This window comes from Vibrio sp. 1CM8B (genome assembly GCF_023161685.1).
Classification (GTDB): Bacteria; Pseudomonadota; Gammaproteobacteria; order Enterobacterales; family Vibrionaceae; genus Vibrio; species Vibrio coralliirubri.
The window spans coordinates 164,942-182,906 of record NZ_JALNTU010000005.1; the positions used below are offsets into that span (position 1 = coordinate 164,942).

Below are 17,965 nucleotides of genomic sequence, written 5' to 3' on the forward strand. Positions count from 1 at the left end.
AAAAGACGGGCTATCGAGCCCGTCTTTTTGTTGGTGTTATCTGTTGGCTTAACTAAGCAAACTGAACTTAAGCGTCTGACTCAATCAAATACACTTCTTCACAGAAGCGAGACAAGCCTTTCTTCGCAATCTTCGGATGTTCATCGTCCGCTATATCTTGGTTCAACAATGTGATTTTGTATCCTGAGAACAACTGATCGATCTCTAGTTTAGGCACGCTAAACGGAGGCCCTGCCATCTCGCTTTGGTCGTAATCCAGCGTCACCAGAAGGATCTTACCGCCCGGTTTCAACAGTTGTTTTAAACGCTCTACATACTGCACTCGCATCTCTTCAGGCAATGCGACTAAAGACGCGCGATCATAAATGGTGTCGACAGGCTGGATTGGCGCTGAGAAGTAATCGCCTGTGTAGATGTTCAGTTCATCGAATTGGTAGAGCTCGTGCTGACCGCTAATTTGAGTCACAGTCGGGGTGTAAAGGTGCTCTGCAAAAAATGCGCGAACCGCAATCTGACTTAACTCGACACCTTGAACATCTTCATGCTTTGAAGCTAGCCAAATCAGATCTTCACTTTTGCCACAAAGTGGAACAAACACACTCTTCTCGTAGCTAGGCTCAGTCTTTTCCCAAAATTTAATCAGAAGTGGGTTTACATCTTCGAGGTGGAAACCAATTTGGTTGGCTGCCCATTTATTGTGCCAAAATTCAGGATTATTCATCTTTCGTTCATGTTAAACAGTCATAATGCAAGGGTACAGTATAGAGAGGTAAGAGCAACCTTAGCTTGGTTTAAAGTACTAAATTGGTTTCGATAAAATCAGAAACTGGCTAAGTTCAAAGTTCTGATAATTGCGGAACTAACGGTTGGATTATTTGTCTATATCTTCACATTTTAAAGCAATATTAAACGTTAGAGTTGGTTTCTGTCTTAGCTAGCCCCATTTAATATGTAGTGAGTTTAGTTAAGCTGTTTTTACTCTTGTGCGTTACTGGTTACCCCTTTTGACTACCCGTTTTTTGTAACCTTGTATTTTGGAGTTTGAATGAGTGTATTTCTCCGTACGACGGCCCTAATGCTTCTAGTATTGAGCCGAGCGCCTGCATTCGCAGCAGCACCTGTTTCAACAAGTTCAACTGATCAAACGCGCACTCCTGCGCAAAACCAAGTATCTTCAAACGTATTCCGTCATAGTTTGAGCGGCCTTTACGGCATCAAAGCCTTCGACTCACGCCCGACTCAGCCTTACACCGACTTCGATATTCTGTACAGCAAAGCGCATCAAGGCCAAGCTGAATTAGAAACTATCTGTAAAAGTACTGCCCTACTCACCAATTCTGAAGCGCTATTTGCTGGCGTTAAATCTCAAGCTCGTGCAGAAGAAAAAATCGCCCTTGAGCTTGATGGTGATGTGACAAAAATTACCGACTTAGCCCGTGCAACTATCATCGCAAACGATGTCGAGAGCTTGGTTGAAGTTTACGAAGCGTTAAGCCGTGAAGCAGACGTTGTTAAGCTGAAAAACAAGTTTAAATCACCAGCTGACTCTGGCTACCGTGACCTTAACTTGTTGGTTCGTTTACCTAAAACCAACATCATTGCAGAGGTTCAACTTCACTTAAAAGCAATTGCTGATGTGAAAAGTGGTCCTGAGCACGAGCTGTACGAAATTATCCAAGGCATTGAGCGTCACGCAATTGCAGAACATCGCCCAATCAACGATATCGAAGCGGCACAAATTAATAGCCTAAGACGCCAATCTTTAGAGCTTTACCAACAAGCATGGCAACCGTACATCACAACGCACATTAAAGCGGCTTAGTCACTGACTAAACAATTATCATAAACAAGAACGACAAAGGGCTGCATAATCGCAGCCCTTTGTTTTATCTATTGTTTTGCTTATCGTTATCTACTGTTTTACCCACCGAACCTCGTAGAGACCAACTTAACTAGTGTTCCCAGAGAACGCTCACCTACTTGTGATAATACTCTTTAGTGCGATTGTATAAGTCCAATGGCTTCAACGTACCATAGAACGCGGCTACGTCTTGTAGGTCTTCATCTGAAAGGTGTTTGACCACAGACTGCATGTACAAATCTTGGCGTTCATCACTTTTAAAATCACGCAGCTGTTTAAGAATATACCCCGCTTTCTGACCTTTGATGTTTGGATAAGATTGTACGAAGGGAATAATTTTGTCGCCATGACACTGGCTACATAGATTCTGAACCAACTTTTCACCTGACACTAAGCTAGGTATGTAATCTTTGGTGATTACCTTGCTATCGACAAGCGTTTCAACCTCAGATTTAGCTTCCACTTCAAGCTGCGGCGCTGGTTTCGACTCTATTCCTAATGATTCGACTCGCGAGGCAACTTTATCTTCAGTGCTCGGCTGTTCATCAGTACACGCCGACAGCAACAAAACTATTGCAGCAGCGGCTATCGCAATAGCTCTATTTGCAACAGCTCTATTAAAAACAGCTCTATTAACAACAGCTCCATTCGCAACAATTCCATTCACAAGAGAGGTTCGCTTTAATCGATTGATGATCATTGGCTTTCTCCCGGCATAGGTGGCATCAAAGCGCTATCAATTGGTTTACGACGATACTTGTTCATATCGATGCCTTTGTCTTGATAGTAGGTACTGAGGTAATCCAATACCGGATCCCAAGTATCAGACAGATCCCACAGCCCTTGAGTGTCGACCATCCACTGAATGGTTTCACGCCATTGCTCTCTGTTTCCGCTGTTCTGAGCAACGATTAAGCTGGTATGGCAGGCGTTACATTGCCCTTTCACGGTCTCCCAACCGGGTGCCATGATCAGCCCCGAGGCTTTATCTACGCCGTAGTACTCTTTCGGGTTCTCTGGAACGTCTTCAGCATGAACGAGCATCGACGTTAATAAGCTACACACCAATGCCGCTCTCATTATGCCTTTACGGTAACTGCGCTTGCTGACCGGACTTGAGTCTGCATGAAATGACTGGCCATCAATCAGATTGGTAAGTTTAGAATTGCCATCAATAGGCTTATTGGAAATAGACAGCATCACGACACTCTTACTGCGATACGATGGCAACCATTAAACAGGTAACCTTTAGGATTCCATTGCGGTTGCACGACTGGCTGGCTATCACCTTCGCTATCGGTCGCCTTCGCCCAGATCTCATAATAGCCGGTCATAGGAAGGTCTAGATCGGCTTCCCATTGTTGCCAAGCGCCCTTGTTTACTGGCTTATTCAGCTTTGCATCGTGCCAAGTGGTACCGTAGTCGTAACTCACTTGCAGCTTCTCAACGGTTCTTAACCCAGCCCAAGCATGACCACTGACTTTAACCTTTTTATCAAGCGCAAACTCTGTCCCGCTTTTTGGAGAAGTAATCAGCGACTTCACAATCATCTCTTCAATGATTCGGAAATCTTTGTTATCTACTTTCTCACCCGGAGCGATTGGGTTCTTAGGCACTTGATAAGCAGGAGCCGCCATCTTATGGCCATCATGAATCTTGTTTCGAATACTGATGCCTGTTGTGCATTTCTGAGAAACAGAAGCCGGTCGACCGCCAAATACCGTTCGTAGCGGATAACCATGGAGATAAGGGATCGGCTCGCCATTCATTTCCCATGCAATCAAGGCGTTATCGTTCATTGCAGCTGCAATAGGAACACCACGTGAAATCGCCTCACCTTTACCACTCAAGTGTTTATCAAAGCCATGGTTACCAACGTAAACCGCATCATCTTTAATGCCACAGTCTTTGAGCACATCGCTCAACAACACCCCTGTCCACTGCGAACAATAGACACCAGCATTGTTCCATTGATTACCTTTGGTGCTTGGATAAAAGTTGTTACGACTGTTACCACCACACTCCAACACAAGGCTTTGTGTGTGATGTTTAAACTTAGATTTGAGCTCGGCTATCGTGTAGGTTTTGCTTTGTTTTACCGATTCCCCTTTCACTTCGAAGGTCCAAGTGTCAGGGTCCATCTTCGTAAAATCAGGCATCAAGCCATTCCAACGAACAAAGGGAACATCTGCAGGTGTCACAGCAGGCGCAAGCATACTTTCTGGCGGATACGCATTCAAAGGGTTGGTATTTAAAACGGTGTAGTAATCCGGTAGATCTTCTGCTTTTGCCCACGTTAATGCATTGATATCCAATGCAGCTAAACCTTCAGGACGATTCGCGGCAAATACCCACGACACTGGCAATGCAGATACTGCGGTTGCTGAAAGCGCGGCTTTAAGGAACTGTCTTCTATCTAAACTCATTGCGGTGCCCCTGTTTTATTCAGTTGGTAAAAGTAATTAGCTAACTTCTTGATGTCTTCTTCTGACAATAATTGCGCGACTTTGGACATCGTTTTGTCCTCACGCTTACCACTTTTAAAGTCAGTCAGTTGCTCAGTAAGGTAGACTTGGTTTTGCCACTTAAGGTTGGGGATAGAGGGAAACGAGGTGTCGTTGTTACTGCCATGACAAGCAATGCACATATTGGCGAGTTGCTGGTACTCAGCTGCCGGAGCGACAGTCGATAAAAAGAGTAACATCAAAGCTAAAGCGGACTTACGCAAAGCTTCTCCTTAGATTTAGATCAACAAAATAGATTAACTGGCTGCCTATTGAGCACATTACAGCAAATCACTCGGATGATTTAAATTCAATTAGATTTAACCACTGTTCAATTTAACTGAACAGATTCATAAAACACATGAAAAAACCTGAATAAATACTGGTTAGCTGTCCATTTTAAATGTATGGGTAATAACTAAAGACGGGTGTCGATGTATGGAAATACGTACGATATAGAATGCGCGAGATTACGAGGTTGCGAGGTTGCGAGGTTGCGAGGTTGCGAGGTTGCGAGGTTGCGAGATGATAAAAGACTTAAAGAGAGGCACAACAATAATTGCCAGACCAAAAACAAAAAGACCACGCTAGGCGTGGTCTATTGCTTGGCTACTTCTCGATTTTAATATTTTCAACTCGGGCCTTTAGTTTTTGTCCCGGTCTGAAAGTAACAACACGTCGAGCAGAAATTGGAATGTCTTCACCAGTTTTCGGGTTACGACCAGGTCGCTCGTTTTTCTCGCGAAGATCAAAATTACCAAAACCAGACAGTTTTACCTGTTCGCCATTTTCGAGTGCTTTACGAACTTCTTCGAAAAACACTTCAACCGTTTCCTTGGCATCCCGCTTGCTGTATCCGAGTGTCTCAAACAGGTTCTCAGCCAAATCGGCCTTCGTGAGTGCCATAAAACTTTCCTCAAAGCTATGTTAAACATTGCTACTATCGTCAGTAGCGCCAAAGCATTTACCCTATTCAATCAATGAGATAAGGTCATTTACAAGGAAAGTGTATGCCAAGCTTCTGATTTTCGCCAACTTTTTTATCTTAACTATTTAATTATTCTTTCAAATCAGAAAGATAAGTCGCTTCAAATTTCACATATATAGCTAAAAACCATCTACTCAACAGCCACAGAATGGAACTATACTCCACAAAAATAGATTAGTTCAGAATTTAAAACTTTAGCGATCCGAATATTAATTTTTGAGACTTTTCTCCGATACCCAATAAAATCAGCCACTTGATTTGATATTGGACTCAACAGAGGTTACTAAATAAACGTTATTAAATATGAGATTTGTATCATTTCAGAATTTAATTCGAATTCGCTTATAACAACCCATGTTCTTTTGGGAGTTTAATCAGTAATCCAATCATTATAAGAAAGCTTCTTTGGTACAACATGCAAATGATGGGCAATAAACGGCTATTATTCATCTACAAAGTAAGCTTGGAAAGAGAGAGCCCACCTAAGAGGTTCTTTAATTAAAAGTTCGTTTCTTATAGCTAGTTGTTATGTTATAACATATCCACATTATCACTAATTTTGTGGATTGAATGAGAGACATCGAAGCGATCATCGAGCACGTAAAACAAGGCTGTAAAACAAACGGAAAACAGTTTACCGCTAAAAGACTGTTGATACTGCGTGCGCTGGTTCATGCCGACAAAGCTCTGTCTGCGTATGAACTCGTTGAATACTGTAAGGAACACTTTGACCAGCACGTTCAAGCGATGTCAGTTTATCGAGTGTTGGAATTTCTTGAAGAGCAGCACTTAGCACACAAACTGCAAGTCTCTAATAAGTACATACTTTGCGACCATATCCTTTGCGATCATGAGCACGGCATCCCGCAATTTTTGATTTGCTCTAAGTGCGACAAAATCAGCGAGCAAACCATCGCCCCTTCCATCATTCGCGATCTTCAATCTCATGCAAAGCAAGAAGGCTTTACTGTAACAAGCCCACAGTTAGAGATTAGCTGCGTATGTGATGAATGCGTCGATACATAAGCTCTAAGCTCTAAGCTCTAAGCTCTAAAAAGCATAGACGTAACCGTAACGATATTTTATTAAACACTCCCCCAGCATTAGCACTAATCAAAAAGGAAGAATGAACCGCTATGTCTGCAACACTCATCAAGAATGCCCGCTTGGTCAATGAAGGCATCATTGCCGAATCGGATCTATTGATCATTAACCAGCGAATAGAAAGAATCGCCAATAACATTGAACCAAAACCAGACGATGAGATTATTGACGCTCAAGGGTGCTATCTCCTTCCAGGGATGATTGACGATCAAGTCCATTTTCGCGAACCCGGCCTCACTCACAAAGGCTCAATAGCCACCGAATCACGAGCTGCAGTTGCTGGCGGCATTACGAGTTATATGGAAATGCCGAACGTAAACCCGGCGACCACCACCATTGAAGCATTAGAACGAAAGTTTGATATTGCAGCACAAAGCTCACTGGCAAATTATTCATTTTACCTTGGTGCGACCGAAGACAACCTTGAACAAATCAAACAACTCGACCTTAAGAATCATTGTGGGGTGAAGGTGTTTATGGGCGCTTCCACTGGCAACCTATTGGTGGAAGGTCCTCAAGCGCTAGATGCTATATTCCGCGACTCTCCCGTACTTATCGTTACCCATTGTGAAAGCGGCCCCGTCATTGTCCAAAACCAAGAAAAACTGAGAGAAGAGAAAGCCGAATTCACGATTGAAGACCACCCCACGCTGCGAGACGCCAATGCTTGCTACGCCTCTTCGTCATACGCAGTAGAGCTAGCCAAAAAGTACAGCAGTCAACTTCATGTACTGCACATCACGACTGAGAAAGAACTCGCACTGTTTGAAACAGGCCCCATTCAAAACAAGCACATTACGGCTGAAGCTTGTGTCCACCACCTTTGGTTTAGCAACCAAGACTACGCAGCGTTGGGCAATCAAATTAAGTGTAACCCTGCCATCAAATATCCGAGTGATCGTGACGCGCTAATAGCGGCTCTGAATTCGGGAAAAATCGACATTATTGCGACGGATCACGCGCCTCATACATGGGAAGAAAAACAGGTTCCCTATGAACAAGCACCCGCAGGTTTACCTTTAGTCCAGCATGCTTTGTTGACGCTGTTTGACCATGTGAAATCAGGAAGAATGACGATGGCTCAGGTTGTAGAGAAAACGGCTCACAACCCAGCACTGCGCTATGCAATACGTGAACGAGGCTTTATTCGCGAAGGTTACTACGCCGATTTAGTCTTGGTTGACTCGCAAGCACCAACCTTAGTCAGCGATGAAAACAGCTTATACCAATGTATATGGTCACCATTTTCAGGGCATGAGTTCTCCGCTCAGGTAAAGCACACATGGGTAAATGGATCCAGAGTGTATAGCCATCCTGAGGCATTCGCAGATCAAAAGACTCAAGACAGCGTCAAACAAAGCACTCAGCCAACACCGGCAATGAGGCTCTCTTTTGAACGTTAGAGCCTCGACTAAGAAAAACAGACCACCATCTAAACAACGGAATAAATCGCTGGCCACTTATAACGGTAGGCCCAGCGGCACTAAAAAAATAAAAGAGCTCAATATGTTAAGAAGAAACCCTAGCGGCCATATGCCGAACGTGTCGGAAACCGCCTTCATTGACCCGACCGCTATCATCTGCGGGAAAGTCATCATTGAAGATAACGTGTTTATCGGCCCCTACGCCGTCATTCGTGCCGACGAGGTTAACGAACAAGGTGACATGGAAGCAATCGTGATTAAGCGCGATACAAATATTCAAGATGGTGTCGTCATACACTCAAAAGCAGGAGCAGCGGTGACCATTGGAGAACGCTCTTCTATCGCTCACCGCTCTATCATTCATGGGCCATGTGAAGTTTGTGACGATGTCTTTATTGGCTTCAACTCGGTGGTATTCAATGCTGTGATTGGCAAAGGTTGCGTCATTCGCCACAACTGTGTGGTAGATGGCCTCGATTTACCGGAAAACTTCCATGTCCCACCAATGACCAATATAGGCTCAGGGTTTGACTTAAATAGCATCTCCAAAGTACCGCCTGAATACTCCGCATTTTCAGAGTCTGTGGTATCAGCCAACCACACCTTAGTTCAAGGCTATAGGAGAATTGCTAATGAGCTCTGATAAGTCACCTATGTTAGGCATTCCAACTAACATTATTACTGGGTTCCTTGGGGTGGGAAAAACCTCTGCGATTCTCAACCTGATGAAGAACAAACCAGAAAATGAGCGCTGGGCTGTGCTAGTTAATGAGTTTGGAGAAATCGGCGTTGATGGTAGCTTGATTCAAGGCAACCAGACCGCACAACAAGTGTTCATTCGTGAAGTACCCGGTGGTTGCATGTGTTGTGCGGCAGGTTTACCGATGCAAATCGCGCTTAATCAACTGCTTACCGAAGCCAAACCAGATCGTTTGTTAATCGAACCAACAGGGCTTGGCCATCCTAAAGAAGTACTACAAGTTTTGTCCTCTGAACATTACCGTAAAGTACTATCACTGCAGAAAAACGTTACCTTAGTCGATGCACGGAAGCTCTCTGATTCTCGCTATGCAGATCACGATACCTTCAATCAGCAAATTACCATTGCCGATACCGTAGTTGGTAACAAAGTCGACCTATACCAAGATGGCGACGCAGAGAAACTGGCTGAATACGTGACTGAGATTTGTCACCCGAATACCAAGCTAGTCTTCGCTCACCATGGAAAAATCCCTTTTGAAGAGTTCGAAGGAGATACAAACTTCTTTGGTCAACAAGCGCACCACAACCATCATCATCACCAGCAAGACAAGCCGCTCGCTTCAGAATTACCAATGCCAGAAAGCGGCATGATCAAAGCGACTAACCAAGGTGAAGGTTTTGAAAGCGTTGGTTGGCGATTCTCTGCAGAGAAACTGTTTGACCACCAGCGTTTGAGACACTTTTTAGTTGGATTGAAAGCTGAGCGGATGAAAGCGGTATTCATTACTCAAAGTGGTATTTTCGGGTACAACTTAACAGAGGATGGCTTGACGGAATCAGAACTCGATGAGTGTATCGAAACCAGAATAGAAGTGATCGGTCTAGAAATAGATGACGTGCTAGAGAGCCAGTTACTTGAGTGCATGATCGCTTAAGTCATAGAAAGAAATAAGCCCACTAACCTTGTATACCAAAGCTAGTGGGCTTATTTGCTGGTTATGGATTAGCAGTCTTATCAGCTCCTAGAAAAATTCTTAGCCTACAGAAACTAGACGCTTCTCTGCCAAGGCCATCGCAATGTTCGCTTTAGCGTAAGCGCTCTCATTAATGAAATGTGGATAGATATCTTGTTCGCGCTCCCAATAGATATCATAACCAAAAAAAGTCGCTAACAACGGCTCACCTTGCTTCACGGCTTCGAAATCTCTGCCACAAATCGCTGGGTGTACCGTAGCGACTCGCATACCATCTGGACCAAGTGGCACATTCACCTCTTCAACATAGAAAAAAGCACTGTAGTCTTGTAACGCTTTAACTTTGTTAAGGTTATGGTTCTCAACGTAATCAAGAACCAAGGTCAGCATTTGCTTCATCAGTTTGAGAGTGTCGAACTTGAGTGACCCATGCGCTTGAGCCCCTACTTCAATCATGACGCCGCGATCACCTGCCGTGCACAGGTATGGCTGCTCATCCCACGGTTTTCTGTCTTCAAAAAGAATATTGGCTTCCGGCATACGTTGCTTCACATACGCGCCCATTTTTTGGTAGAAAGCATCATTTGACAGCAAGATTAATGTCGCCCCCATATTGCTGGTCGTGTTGTGTAAATCAACGATCAATTGTTGCTCTCGATTTGCATACCTTTCGGCAAACTGACGCGCGACCGCCTGTTCAGCTAAGTCAGATCCGCTTTCTTCATCACCAACAACAAACTGACGGTTTAGGTCTGTATCTAGGTATCGTACATTCTGTTCTACCGCTTTCGGATTTGCGATAACAGAAGTCGCAGCGAACGTTGAACGATCAGCCCCATACATGCCCTCTTTGATCAGCTTGTTTAGGTAAATACCTGAGAGTTCATTGCCGTGTGTTCCCGCAACCAGCAAGACTTGTTTAATTTTATCCATGATATCGATGTCCAAATGTCGAGAAATCTACCTGCCCTACTCTTGATATGATATAACATAACAATTGCTGACAAGTTTCTCCAGATAACTTGACCGCCTTACATAAGATAACTTTAAGCAAATTCAATACATAGAATAAGACCTCACAAGTGCGAGGTCTTATTTGTCATTGAAAGGTGCTTATGCAATATCAGTTTTCTTCAATCACTTTTGTTCAGCAAGTGTTTGTGTCGCTTTGGTATTCGTTGTATTCGCTGGTTTCACAATCAAACCAATCCCGACAAGAAACAGTATTGATGCAACAACCTGAGCGACAGACAGCACCTCGTCATACATAAAGTAACCACTGATCAATGCGAAGATAGGCACTAACAAGGTTAACGGCGCGGTCGTGCTTAAAGGATATTGGATTAGCAGCTTATTCCATACCCAATAACCAAATAGCGTGGTTGGGTAAGCCTGAAACAGCACCGCAATCGTCGTGTTCCAATCCCATTGTTCGATGCCCTGCCAAATAATTTGGTCACCGTGTAACATCACTGCAAATAACACTAGTGGGACCGGAGCAAACAGCATCCCCCAGACATTGAACGCAAAAGCTTGAGTGGTTTTAGATGCCTTAACGATCACGCCCATCAAGGTCCAACTGCATGCTGCAATCATAATCAATATCACGCCATTAACGGTGACATTGCCCGTTGCTGCAGATACCAATACCGCCAACGCACACATAGCTATCATCGCACCCATTAACTTACGAACAGAAGCACTCTCCTTGAACACCCACACGCCAACCGCCATGCCGATTAATACGTTGGTTGACAGTAATACCGATGAAAGCCCAGAAGATAACCCAGCGGTGATCGACCATGAAGCCATCCCCCAGATACCCACACCAAACACAAAGCCATAACTGACTAAGTAACGCCAAGCGACATTAGGTCTCGCCACAAAAAATATTACTGGAACCACCGCGAGCGAAAAACGCGCTGCAGTGGCTAATAATGGATGAACGTTGGTCACACCCATTTTGATCATCGAGAAATTGAATCCCCAAATTGCCATGACGAATACCGCTAACAATAAATCATTTCTTTTCATAGTCACCCCTCCCTTGTTTTGAATGAGTATCCCTTGAACAAAAAAACCAGTACAGATACAATTTTCACAATAAAAACCAGTACAGTTAATAACGGTCGTGACAATGAGCATCTATAGAAAACTAGCCAATCAGTTTATCGATGAGATAGAAACAGGCAAAAGACCAGAAGGCGGTCGCATGCCTTCGCTGCGTCAATTGGCTAAGCAACAGGCTATCAGCATGTCGACCGTGGTGAGCTGTTACCAAGAGTTAGAATCGCAGGGTTGGATACACTCACGACCGCAAGCTGGGTATTTTGTTTCGCCTCATAAACCATCCCACTCAACCCCAGAGTGGGCACAGTTCGAGAGTAAAATATCCAGTGTTAGGCAAATTTCATCGATTCACAACTCAATCAGTGGGCCTTTAGGGGTTTCTAGTACCACCAATGATGGACAGTCGATAGTAGAACTGGAACGCAGTTTTCGTCGTTCAATCAAACGGATGGGAAGCAGGCTAAACCATTACCCAGATACACAAGGTGAGCCGATGTTGCGACAGGCATTATCCACTCACTTTGCCAAGCTAGATGTGCACTTTTCACCTGAAGAAATGGTGATTACTGCAGGATGTATGTCGGCGATTAAGGCTGCTCTTGAATCGTGCACCAAACAAGGCGACACCATCGCTATTAGCTCACCTTGTTTCAACGGTATTCTGGAATTGCTAGGAAAAATGTCACGACAGATCATCGAAATCCCATCTCTGGATGATGGTGTCGACTTGCAACAACTGGAAACTCATTTGAAGAACAAACGAGTGGATGCTGCGATCTTTTGTACCTCTCATATGAATCCACAAGGGATCAATATGTCGGCCAGTCAAAAACAAAAACTTGCCGAATTAGCAAATCAATATCGAGTACCGATCATTGAAGATGATGTGTACCTTGAACTGTCCTACTCTTCACACACACCACTTCCGGCGAAATACTATGACAAAGGCGGATATGTCTTATGGTGTGGTTCGGTATCGAAAAGCTTGTCACCGAGTTACCGTTTGGGATGGTGCTTGCCGGGCAGGTTTATCAACGAATACAAGGCTCAGTTTTCTGCAGCGAGCTACGGTGTTGCCCTGCCGACTCAACTTGCGGTTGCTGACTTTATTGAATCTGGCCAATACGCTAAACACGTGAGAAGAAGATGCTCTCAAATCCTTTCTTTGCGCCAGCAATACCTGAGTTATTTGGCTACTAATCTTCCTCAAGGAGTAAAGATAAGTAGCCCGCAAGGTGGTATGGTGCTTTGGCTTCAAATCCCAAATTTGAACCAACCACTTTTCGCTCAAGCAGTTGCAGACCAGAACATTGATATTAGGCTTGGACATCTATTCAGCACTCTCGATCTCTACAGCAACTACTTACGCATCAATATTGGGTATTCGTTAGAGGGTGAAGCTAAGCAACAATTGGATGCCTTAATTGAGCTTATCCACATTCACAGCTAACAGAGCGTAACTTTTCAGAATAGACTTTTAATAGCCTTTCGAACGCCAAATTTTAATAGCCTTTTGTCATAAAAAAGAAGGCTATTATTCCTATCTTGATTCGGTTAAAGCCCCGAACCGTAAGGAAATCCACTCGCCTCAAAACCCTTAAATGCTGAGTTTGCAAGCACCCACAAAATTATGCAACTTGGCTAATGACACATCACTTTTTATCGTCAATATACAGCCGTCAGCGCTGGCGTTTTCCTGTATTTGAAGAGAACTATTATGAGTGATAAAACAAAAAACAAGCCACTACCTTCCTTTATCGAAGAGCGCTTGAACTTCTACATTCAAGACCTGATTACCCAGAACCAAAGTCAAAAGCACTTAGTCTTAGGTAAACGCCCTCAGCGCAATGCCGTTGTGATGCAGAGTAATGATTACTTAGCACTGTCACACAACAAACAGATTCAACAAGCCCATCAAGCGGCGATCTGTGAGCACGATGACAACGTGGTGATGTCTGCCATTTTCTTACAAGATGATCAGTCTAAACCCGCATTTGAAACCGAACTCGCTAACTATGTCGGAATGGAGAGCTGTTTGCTTTCTCAATCAGGCTGGGCGGCCAATATTGGGCTATTGCAAACCATCTGCCCACCGGGCACACCTGTGTATATTGATTTTCTTGCACACATGTCGCTTTGGGAAGGGATTCGCGCAGCTGGCGCAATTGCCCATCCGTTTATGCATAACAATATGAACCACCTACGCAAACAGTTAGAGCGCCACGGCTCAGGTGTCATTGTTGTCGACTCTGTTTACAGCACGATAGGCACCATTGCACCACTCCGCGACATCTACGAAATGGCGCAGGAATTTGATTGTGCAGTCGTTGTTGATGAATCGCATTCACTGGGAACACATGGGGAAAATGGTGCAGGCTTAGTTCAAGCGTTAGGGCTCACCAACCAAGTCGACTTCATCACCGTTAGCTTGGCAAAAACCTTTGCTTATCGTGCAGGTGCAATCCTTGGTCCTAAACAACTATCTAGAACCTTGCCGTTTGTGGCGTACCCTGCGATTTTTAGCTCGACAGTGTTACCACAAGAGGTGATTCGTTTAGAGAAAACGTTAGAGGTGATCAAAGCTGCGGAAGACAAACGAGAAGCCTTATTCAATCGGGCTAAGTCGCTGACTACGGGTCTAAAGCGCATTGGCTTTAACATCCGGAGTGAGTCTCAAATTGTAGCGCTAGAGTGCGGCAATGAAAGAAACACTGAACGTGTGCGTGACTTCCTAGAACAGCGTGATGTGTTCGGTGCGGTATTCTGCCGCCCTGCTACTGGCAAGAACAAAAATATCATCCGTTTTTCAGTGAATGCCGACATGACGCCAAGAGACATTGACCATGTGCTCACGGTTTGTCACGAAGCGTACAATCACCCCGAGTTAGAGTTCGTGTAACCTTGTTCGAACCATATTCATAACCAACACCAACGGCAGGACTGAATGGACGCTATCATGTCGCGATACAAAAAGAGCCCAGCAACTCGCTGAGCTCTTTCTTGAATCTATGTCTATCAAATACCCGTGAGATTCAAACTATTACACCCACTAAATCCAGTGAGCAATTTTATCGAACAGTCGATTTTTGTCTGCCGGTTTCACAATAAAGTCCGACATGCCTGATGATTCCATCTTTTCCAAAGTAACAGGAGAACTGTCACCCGTGTGAGCAATAATCGGTACCGAAGAGTATTCTTTGTTAGCGCTTCGAATTCGACGAGAAGCTTCAACCCCGTCCATGATTGGCATTTCAATATCCATTAGGATCAAGTCGATATCGCCGGTATCCAATGCATCTAAGGCTTGTTGCCCGTCTTCTTTCTGCACAACATCAAAGCCCTGCTTTTCCAATAACATTGCAGTAAATCGGCGTAGAGACTCGTTGTCATCGACCACCATAATCGTGCGTTTATTGGTGACCTCTAGCGGTTTTACAGTAACCGATGGCATCACATAGTTGGAGTCAAACAGTAAACGATCAATGGTCGCTTTGGTATTCAGTAGCCAAACTTGCGTTTCCACCCAAATAGGCTCGAAAGAGATGTTACGCACACGCTTGATAGGATGACGTTCATACAAGTAAATGATTCGCGCCTCAGTAAACGAAAGTAACGATTCAATCCTATCGAGGCAATTGGCTCGTAAATCCAAGCTCTCCATATCAACGAAAATCAAGTCGAACTCAAACTGATATTCCTTATTCTGAAGCGCTGACGCCACATCCAAAATCTCTAGGTCAAAACCCATAAAGCGAGATATTTCAGTCATTTTACTGGAAAGCACTGTCTGATCACTGATCATCAGCACCGTCTTGAGTTTAGTCAGTTCGCTCTTGATTTCCTGCACCGAATTGGAAGTCAAAGATGGGAAAATCATCGTAAACTGTGTCCATTGTTCCACTTCAGACTGGCATTTAATCTCACCACCAAACGAGCGCATGACCTTCTGACAAAATGGCAAACCTAAACCGTAATTACCCGACTGGCCTGTCGTGTAAAAGTCTTGGAAAATACGACGAATAATATCGTTCGATATACCAGAGCCGTTGTCCGTCACCATAATTTGGTTCGTCACTTCATCACTGAACATGGTGACATGAATATGAAAATCTTCAGGGCTACGATGATGGAACGCATTCTTGAACAGGTTATACATGACGTATTTCAGCAAGGTGTCGCTGCCCAAGAACTCAAAGTTACTCTGCACATCCAAGGAGATTGCTGACTTATCAGCAGAGCGCTTGTAATTGAAGCTGTCTATTGCATCCTCAACCACAGCTTGCGCTGAATGCTTCTTAAACGTAGAGCGAGAGACTCGGTTTTCATCAATTGAAGTCAGTAACAGATCTATCGTTTCGTTACCGGAGTGAATGATCTCCATCGCTTCATCGCCCACTTCACGCAACTGAATCACTTCTTCATTGCTTAGCGCATATTGCCCTTTTTGATCGCCACTTTTAGGGTTAGGCAATATGGACTGCATGACATCAATAGAGGTAAGTAAACCGCTTAGAGGATTTCGCATCTCATGGGCAATACCCGCACCAAAAGACTTCGCCAATGACACCTTGTTTTCATGTTCCACTTGATTGCGGAAGTAGAACAAGTTGCCGAATAAGTAGATAAACAAAAAGATTGGCACATGCGTCCAATCCATTGTGAGTTCGAGGTAGAAGCCTTGTGCAATCCAAGCGCACAAGGTAGCCATCCCAATACCGGCAAAGGTTTGTGCAAACATCACTCTCGTCACGTGCACCAATAATATATGGAGGAAAATAGCCGACATGAATGACATAACCCAAACGTTGGACCAATTATTCATTAGCAGCATGTAAAAGAAGAAACCTGGCAAACAGATAGTTACAGCAACTTGATAATAAGCCGGAAGGTATTTTCGCCATTCAAATGGGACACGATTACGAAATATAATGCCAAAGAACAATACCGAGCAAAACAATCGAAGCGCTAGGTTTTCGTAGGGCTGCGGAAACAAAAACTCCCACACAATGTAGTAAATTGGAAAGCCGACAAAGCCCATCCAACCTACGAGAGTAAGGTTTGGTTCTGCGTACTGGTAAACTTTACGAATCGCGTTCATACGAAATACTTTGTTCTCTAAGCCCTGACGTTTATTAATTCTATGATTTGGTTTTTATACTTATATTTTGGCGCCGATTATATTACACATCACGTCCGAGCTGTGGGGTTTCAATCAAATAACCAACGGATTTGTTTTTATTATTAAGCTTAGATGAATAAAGTCTCAGTTTTATACTTTAATTCAAACACTAAACCTGAGTTCCTGAGACTTGTCCGCTAGCGCCTACACCAATTACCCCTCTTACTTACTGTTATGTCACTGTTACTCGATGCATTTTTCTTGGAGTATCGCCGTAATCTATCACTGCGTAATGTTGCGTTACCCTGTTATCCCAGATCGCCATTGAGCCGTAGTCCCATTTGAAACGAACTTGAAACTCAGGGCGTCTCGCAATTTCAAACAGTTGGCTGAGTAAAACATCACTCTCTTTGCGGTCGAGCTCATTGATATAACGCGTAAACTGTTCATTGATATAGAGCGTTTCTTTACCCGTTTCAGGATGAACTTGAACAACAGAGTGAACCACTGGCGGATTCTCCTGTGCTGTTTTGATTAAGGATTTGTGCCAATCGAGCTCAATGTCTTCTGACTCTATACCTTCAAAGGCCACCAGAGAATGAGTCGCCGATAAGCCTCTCAACTTAGCTTTCATATCTTCATTTAGAGATTCAAAAACCGCCGTCATAGAACACCAGATCGTGTCACCACCGACGCTTGGAATGTGTTGAGCATGCAACAGGGAAGCTTTCGACGGCAAGCTGCGCCACGTTAAGTCGGTATGCCAATAACTTTCCATTGGCGCATTGCCACGGGTTGTTTCAATCACACTCACCTGGGGCGCACTTTCCACACGAGGGAAGAAAGGATGTGCAGGTTCTAACGTTCCAAAGCGTTCTGCAATCATCAAGTGTTGTTCTGGAGACAAAGTCTGCCCATCGAGAAAGATCACTTGATGGGTTAGAAGCGCTTGATACACCTTATCAAGTTCATCAGCACTGCATGTAGAAAGCTCTAGTTCGTGAATACGAGCGCCGATGTGAGGAGTAATGGGTTCTATTTTCAACATACTTTCGCTTATTGGTGATATTGAGTTGCAGGGCTGATTTGGCTACTAGGCTAATCTGGCTACTAACAGTAAACCGGGCAAATGCAGATTTTCTTTCCCACTTGAAATAGAAAATCGTCTCTCCGAAACAAAAAAAGAGCCCCTAAGCTGGAGCTCTTTTCGTTTTTTGAT

Annotated in this window: 17 protein-coding genes; 7 read left to right on the forward strand and 10 right to left on the reverse strand. The window is 44.1% G+C overall.

Features of this window, described 5'->3' with window-relative positions:
• Positions 1 to 67: 67 nt before the first annotated feature.
• The gene (locus MSG36_RS12165) at positions 68 to 721 is read right to left on the reverse strand and encodes a thiopurine S-methyltransferase (protein WP_050621500.1); all 654 of its coding nucleotides are present in this window, start codon (positions 719 to 721) and stop codon (positions 68 to 70) included.
• Between the two features lie 324 nt (positions 722 to 1,045).
• Here MSG36_RS12165 and MSG36_RS12170 point away from each other — a divergent pair, with 324 nt between their 5' ends.
• On the forward strand, positions 1,046 to 1,822 hold the full coding sequence (locus MSG36_RS12170; RefSeq protein WP_017059130.1) for a RelA/SpoT domain-containing protein: 777 nt from the start codon (positions 1,046 to 1,048) through the stop codon (positions 1,820 to 1,822).
• A 154-nt stretch (positions 1,823 to 1,976) separates the two neighbouring features.
• On the opposite strand, the gene MSG36_RS12175 is transcribed toward MSG36_RS12170, so the two are convergent.
• The 5 genes from MSG36_RS12175 to ihfA form a co-directional block, all read right to left on the reverse strand.
• On the reverse strand, positions 1,977 to 2,561 hold the full coding sequence (locus MSG36_RS12175; protein WP_248368051.1) for a cytochrome c: 585 nt from the start codon (positions 2,559 to 2,561) through the stop codon (positions 1,977 to 1,979).
• Complete coding sequence (locus MSG36_RS12180) at positions 2,558 to 3,061, reverse strand: hypothetical protein (RefSeq protein ID WP_048611489.1); 504 nt, start codon at positions 3,059 to 3,061, stop codon at positions 2,558 to 2,560. Before MSG36_RS12180 ends, MSG36_RS12175 begins: the two co-directional genes overlap by 4 nt.
• A complete protein-coding gene (locus MSG36_RS12185) occupies positions 3,061 to 4,287 on the reverse strand; it encodes a molybdopterin-dependent oxidoreductase (protein ID WP_248368052.1) in 1,227 nt (408 codons plus the stop codon). Before MSG36_RS12185 ends, MSG36_RS12180 begins: the two co-directional genes overlap by 1 nt.
• Positions 4,284 to 4,589, reverse strand: a complete 306-nt coding sequence (locus MSG36_RS12190; RefSeq protein ID WP_060981831.1) for a c-type cytochrome — start codon at positions 4,587 to 4,589, stop codon at positions 4,284 to 4,286. The genes MSG36_RS12185 and MSG36_RS12190 overlap by 4 nt, the downstream gene beginning before the upstream one ends.
• Before the next feature lie 385 nt (positions 4,590 to 4,974).
• Entirely contained in the window at positions 4,975 to 5,271 is a 297-nt protein-coding gene (gene ihfA / locus MSG36_RS12195; protein WP_004734853.1) for an integration host factor subunit alpha, read from the reverse strand.
• Between the two features lie 652 nt (positions 5,272 to 5,923).
• Between ihfA and MSG36_RS12200 the strand changes: the two genes are divergently transcribed.
• From MSG36_RS12200 to MSG36_RS12215, 4 genes are all read left to right on the forward strand, one after another.
• Positions 5,924 to 6,379: a transcriptional repressor gene (locus tag MSG36_RS12200; RefSeq protein ID WP_060981830.1), complete on the forward strand. Its 456-nt coding sequence runs from the start codon at positions 5,924 to 5,926 to the stop codon at positions 6,377 to 6,379.
• A 110-nt stretch (positions 6,380 to 6,489) separates the two neighbouring features.
• A complete protein-coding gene (locus MSG36_RS12205) occupies positions 6,490 to 7,860 on the forward strand; it encodes a dihydroorotase (protein ID WP_248368053.1) in 1,371 nt (456 codons plus the stop codon).
• A gap of 103 nt (positions 7,861 to 7,963) precedes the next feature.
• Positions 7,964 to 8,524 (forward strand): carbonate dehydratase, encoded by a 561-nt coding sequence (locus MSG36_RS12210; RefSeq protein ID WP_048611500.1) that lies wholly within the window; start codon positions 7,964 to 7,966, stop codon positions 8,522 to 8,524.
• Positions 8,514 to 9,518 (forward strand): GTP-binding protein, encoded by a 1,005-nt coding sequence (locus MSG36_RS12215; protein ID WP_061019222.1) that lies wholly within the window; start codon positions 8,514 to 8,516, stop codon positions 9,516 to 9,518. The genes MSG36_RS12210 and MSG36_RS12215 overlap by 11 nt, the downstream gene beginning before the upstream one ends.
• Positions 9,519 to 9,617: 99 nt before the next feature.
• Here MSG36_RS12215 and MSG36_RS12220 read toward each other — a convergent pair whose 3' ends face one another.
• Together MSG36_RS12220 and MSG36_RS12225 are read right to left on the reverse strand one after the other, a co-directional pair.
• The gene (locus tag MSG36_RS12220) at positions 9,618 to 10,490 is read right to left on the reverse strand and encodes an aspartoacylase (protein WP_248368054.1); all 873 of its coding nucleotides are present in this window, start codon (positions 10,488 to 10,490) and stop codon (positions 9,618 to 9,620) included.
• A 204-nt stretch (positions 10,491 to 10,694) separates the two neighbouring features.
• Positions 10,695 to 11,591 carry an EamA family transporter gene (locus MSG36_RS12225; RefSeq protein ID WP_248368055.1) on the reverse strand — a complete coding sequence of 299 codons (897 nt, stop codon included), beginning with the start codon at positions 11,589 to 11,591 and terminating at the stop codon, positions 10,695 to 10,697.
• Between the two features lie 103 nt (positions 11,592 to 11,694).
• Here MSG36_RS12225 and MSG36_RS12230 point away from each other — a divergent pair, with 103 nt between their 5' ends.
• Both MSG36_RS12230 and cqsA read left to right on the forward strand, forming a co-directional pair.
• A complete protein-coding gene (locus MSG36_RS12230) occupies positions 11,695 to 13,077 on the forward strand; it encodes a PLP-dependent aminotransferase family protein (protein ID WP_248368056.1) in 1,383 nt (460 codons plus the stop codon).
• A 267-nt stretch (positions 13,078 to 13,344) separates the two neighbouring features.
• Positions 13,345 to 14,526, forward strand: coding sequence for an alpha-hydroxyketone-type quorum-sensing autoinducer synthase (cqsA, locus tag MSG36_RS12235; RefSeq protein WP_060981824.1), 1,182 nt, complete (start codon positions 13,345 to 13,347; stop codon positions 14,524 to 14,526).
• A 150-nt stretch (positions 14,527 to 14,676) separates the two neighbouring features.
• Here cqsA and MSG36_RS12240 read toward each other — a convergent pair whose 3' ends face one another.
• Both MSG36_RS12240 and MSG36_RS12245 read right to left on the reverse strand, forming a co-directional pair.
• Positions 14,677 to 16,725 (reverse strand): hybrid sensor histidine kinase/response regulator, encoded by a 2,049-nt coding sequence (locus MSG36_RS12240; protein WP_248368057.1) that lies wholly within the window; start codon positions 16,723 to 16,725, stop codon positions 14,677 to 14,679.
• 253 nt (positions 16,726 to 16,978) lie between these two features.
• On the reverse strand, positions 16,979 to 17,794 hold the full coding sequence (locus MSG36_RS12245) for a TauD/TfdA family dioxygenase (protein WP_193840244.1): 816 nt from the start codon (positions 17,792 to 17,794) through the stop codon (positions 16,979 to 16,981).
• Positions 17,795 to 17,965 lie beyond the last annotated feature (171 nt).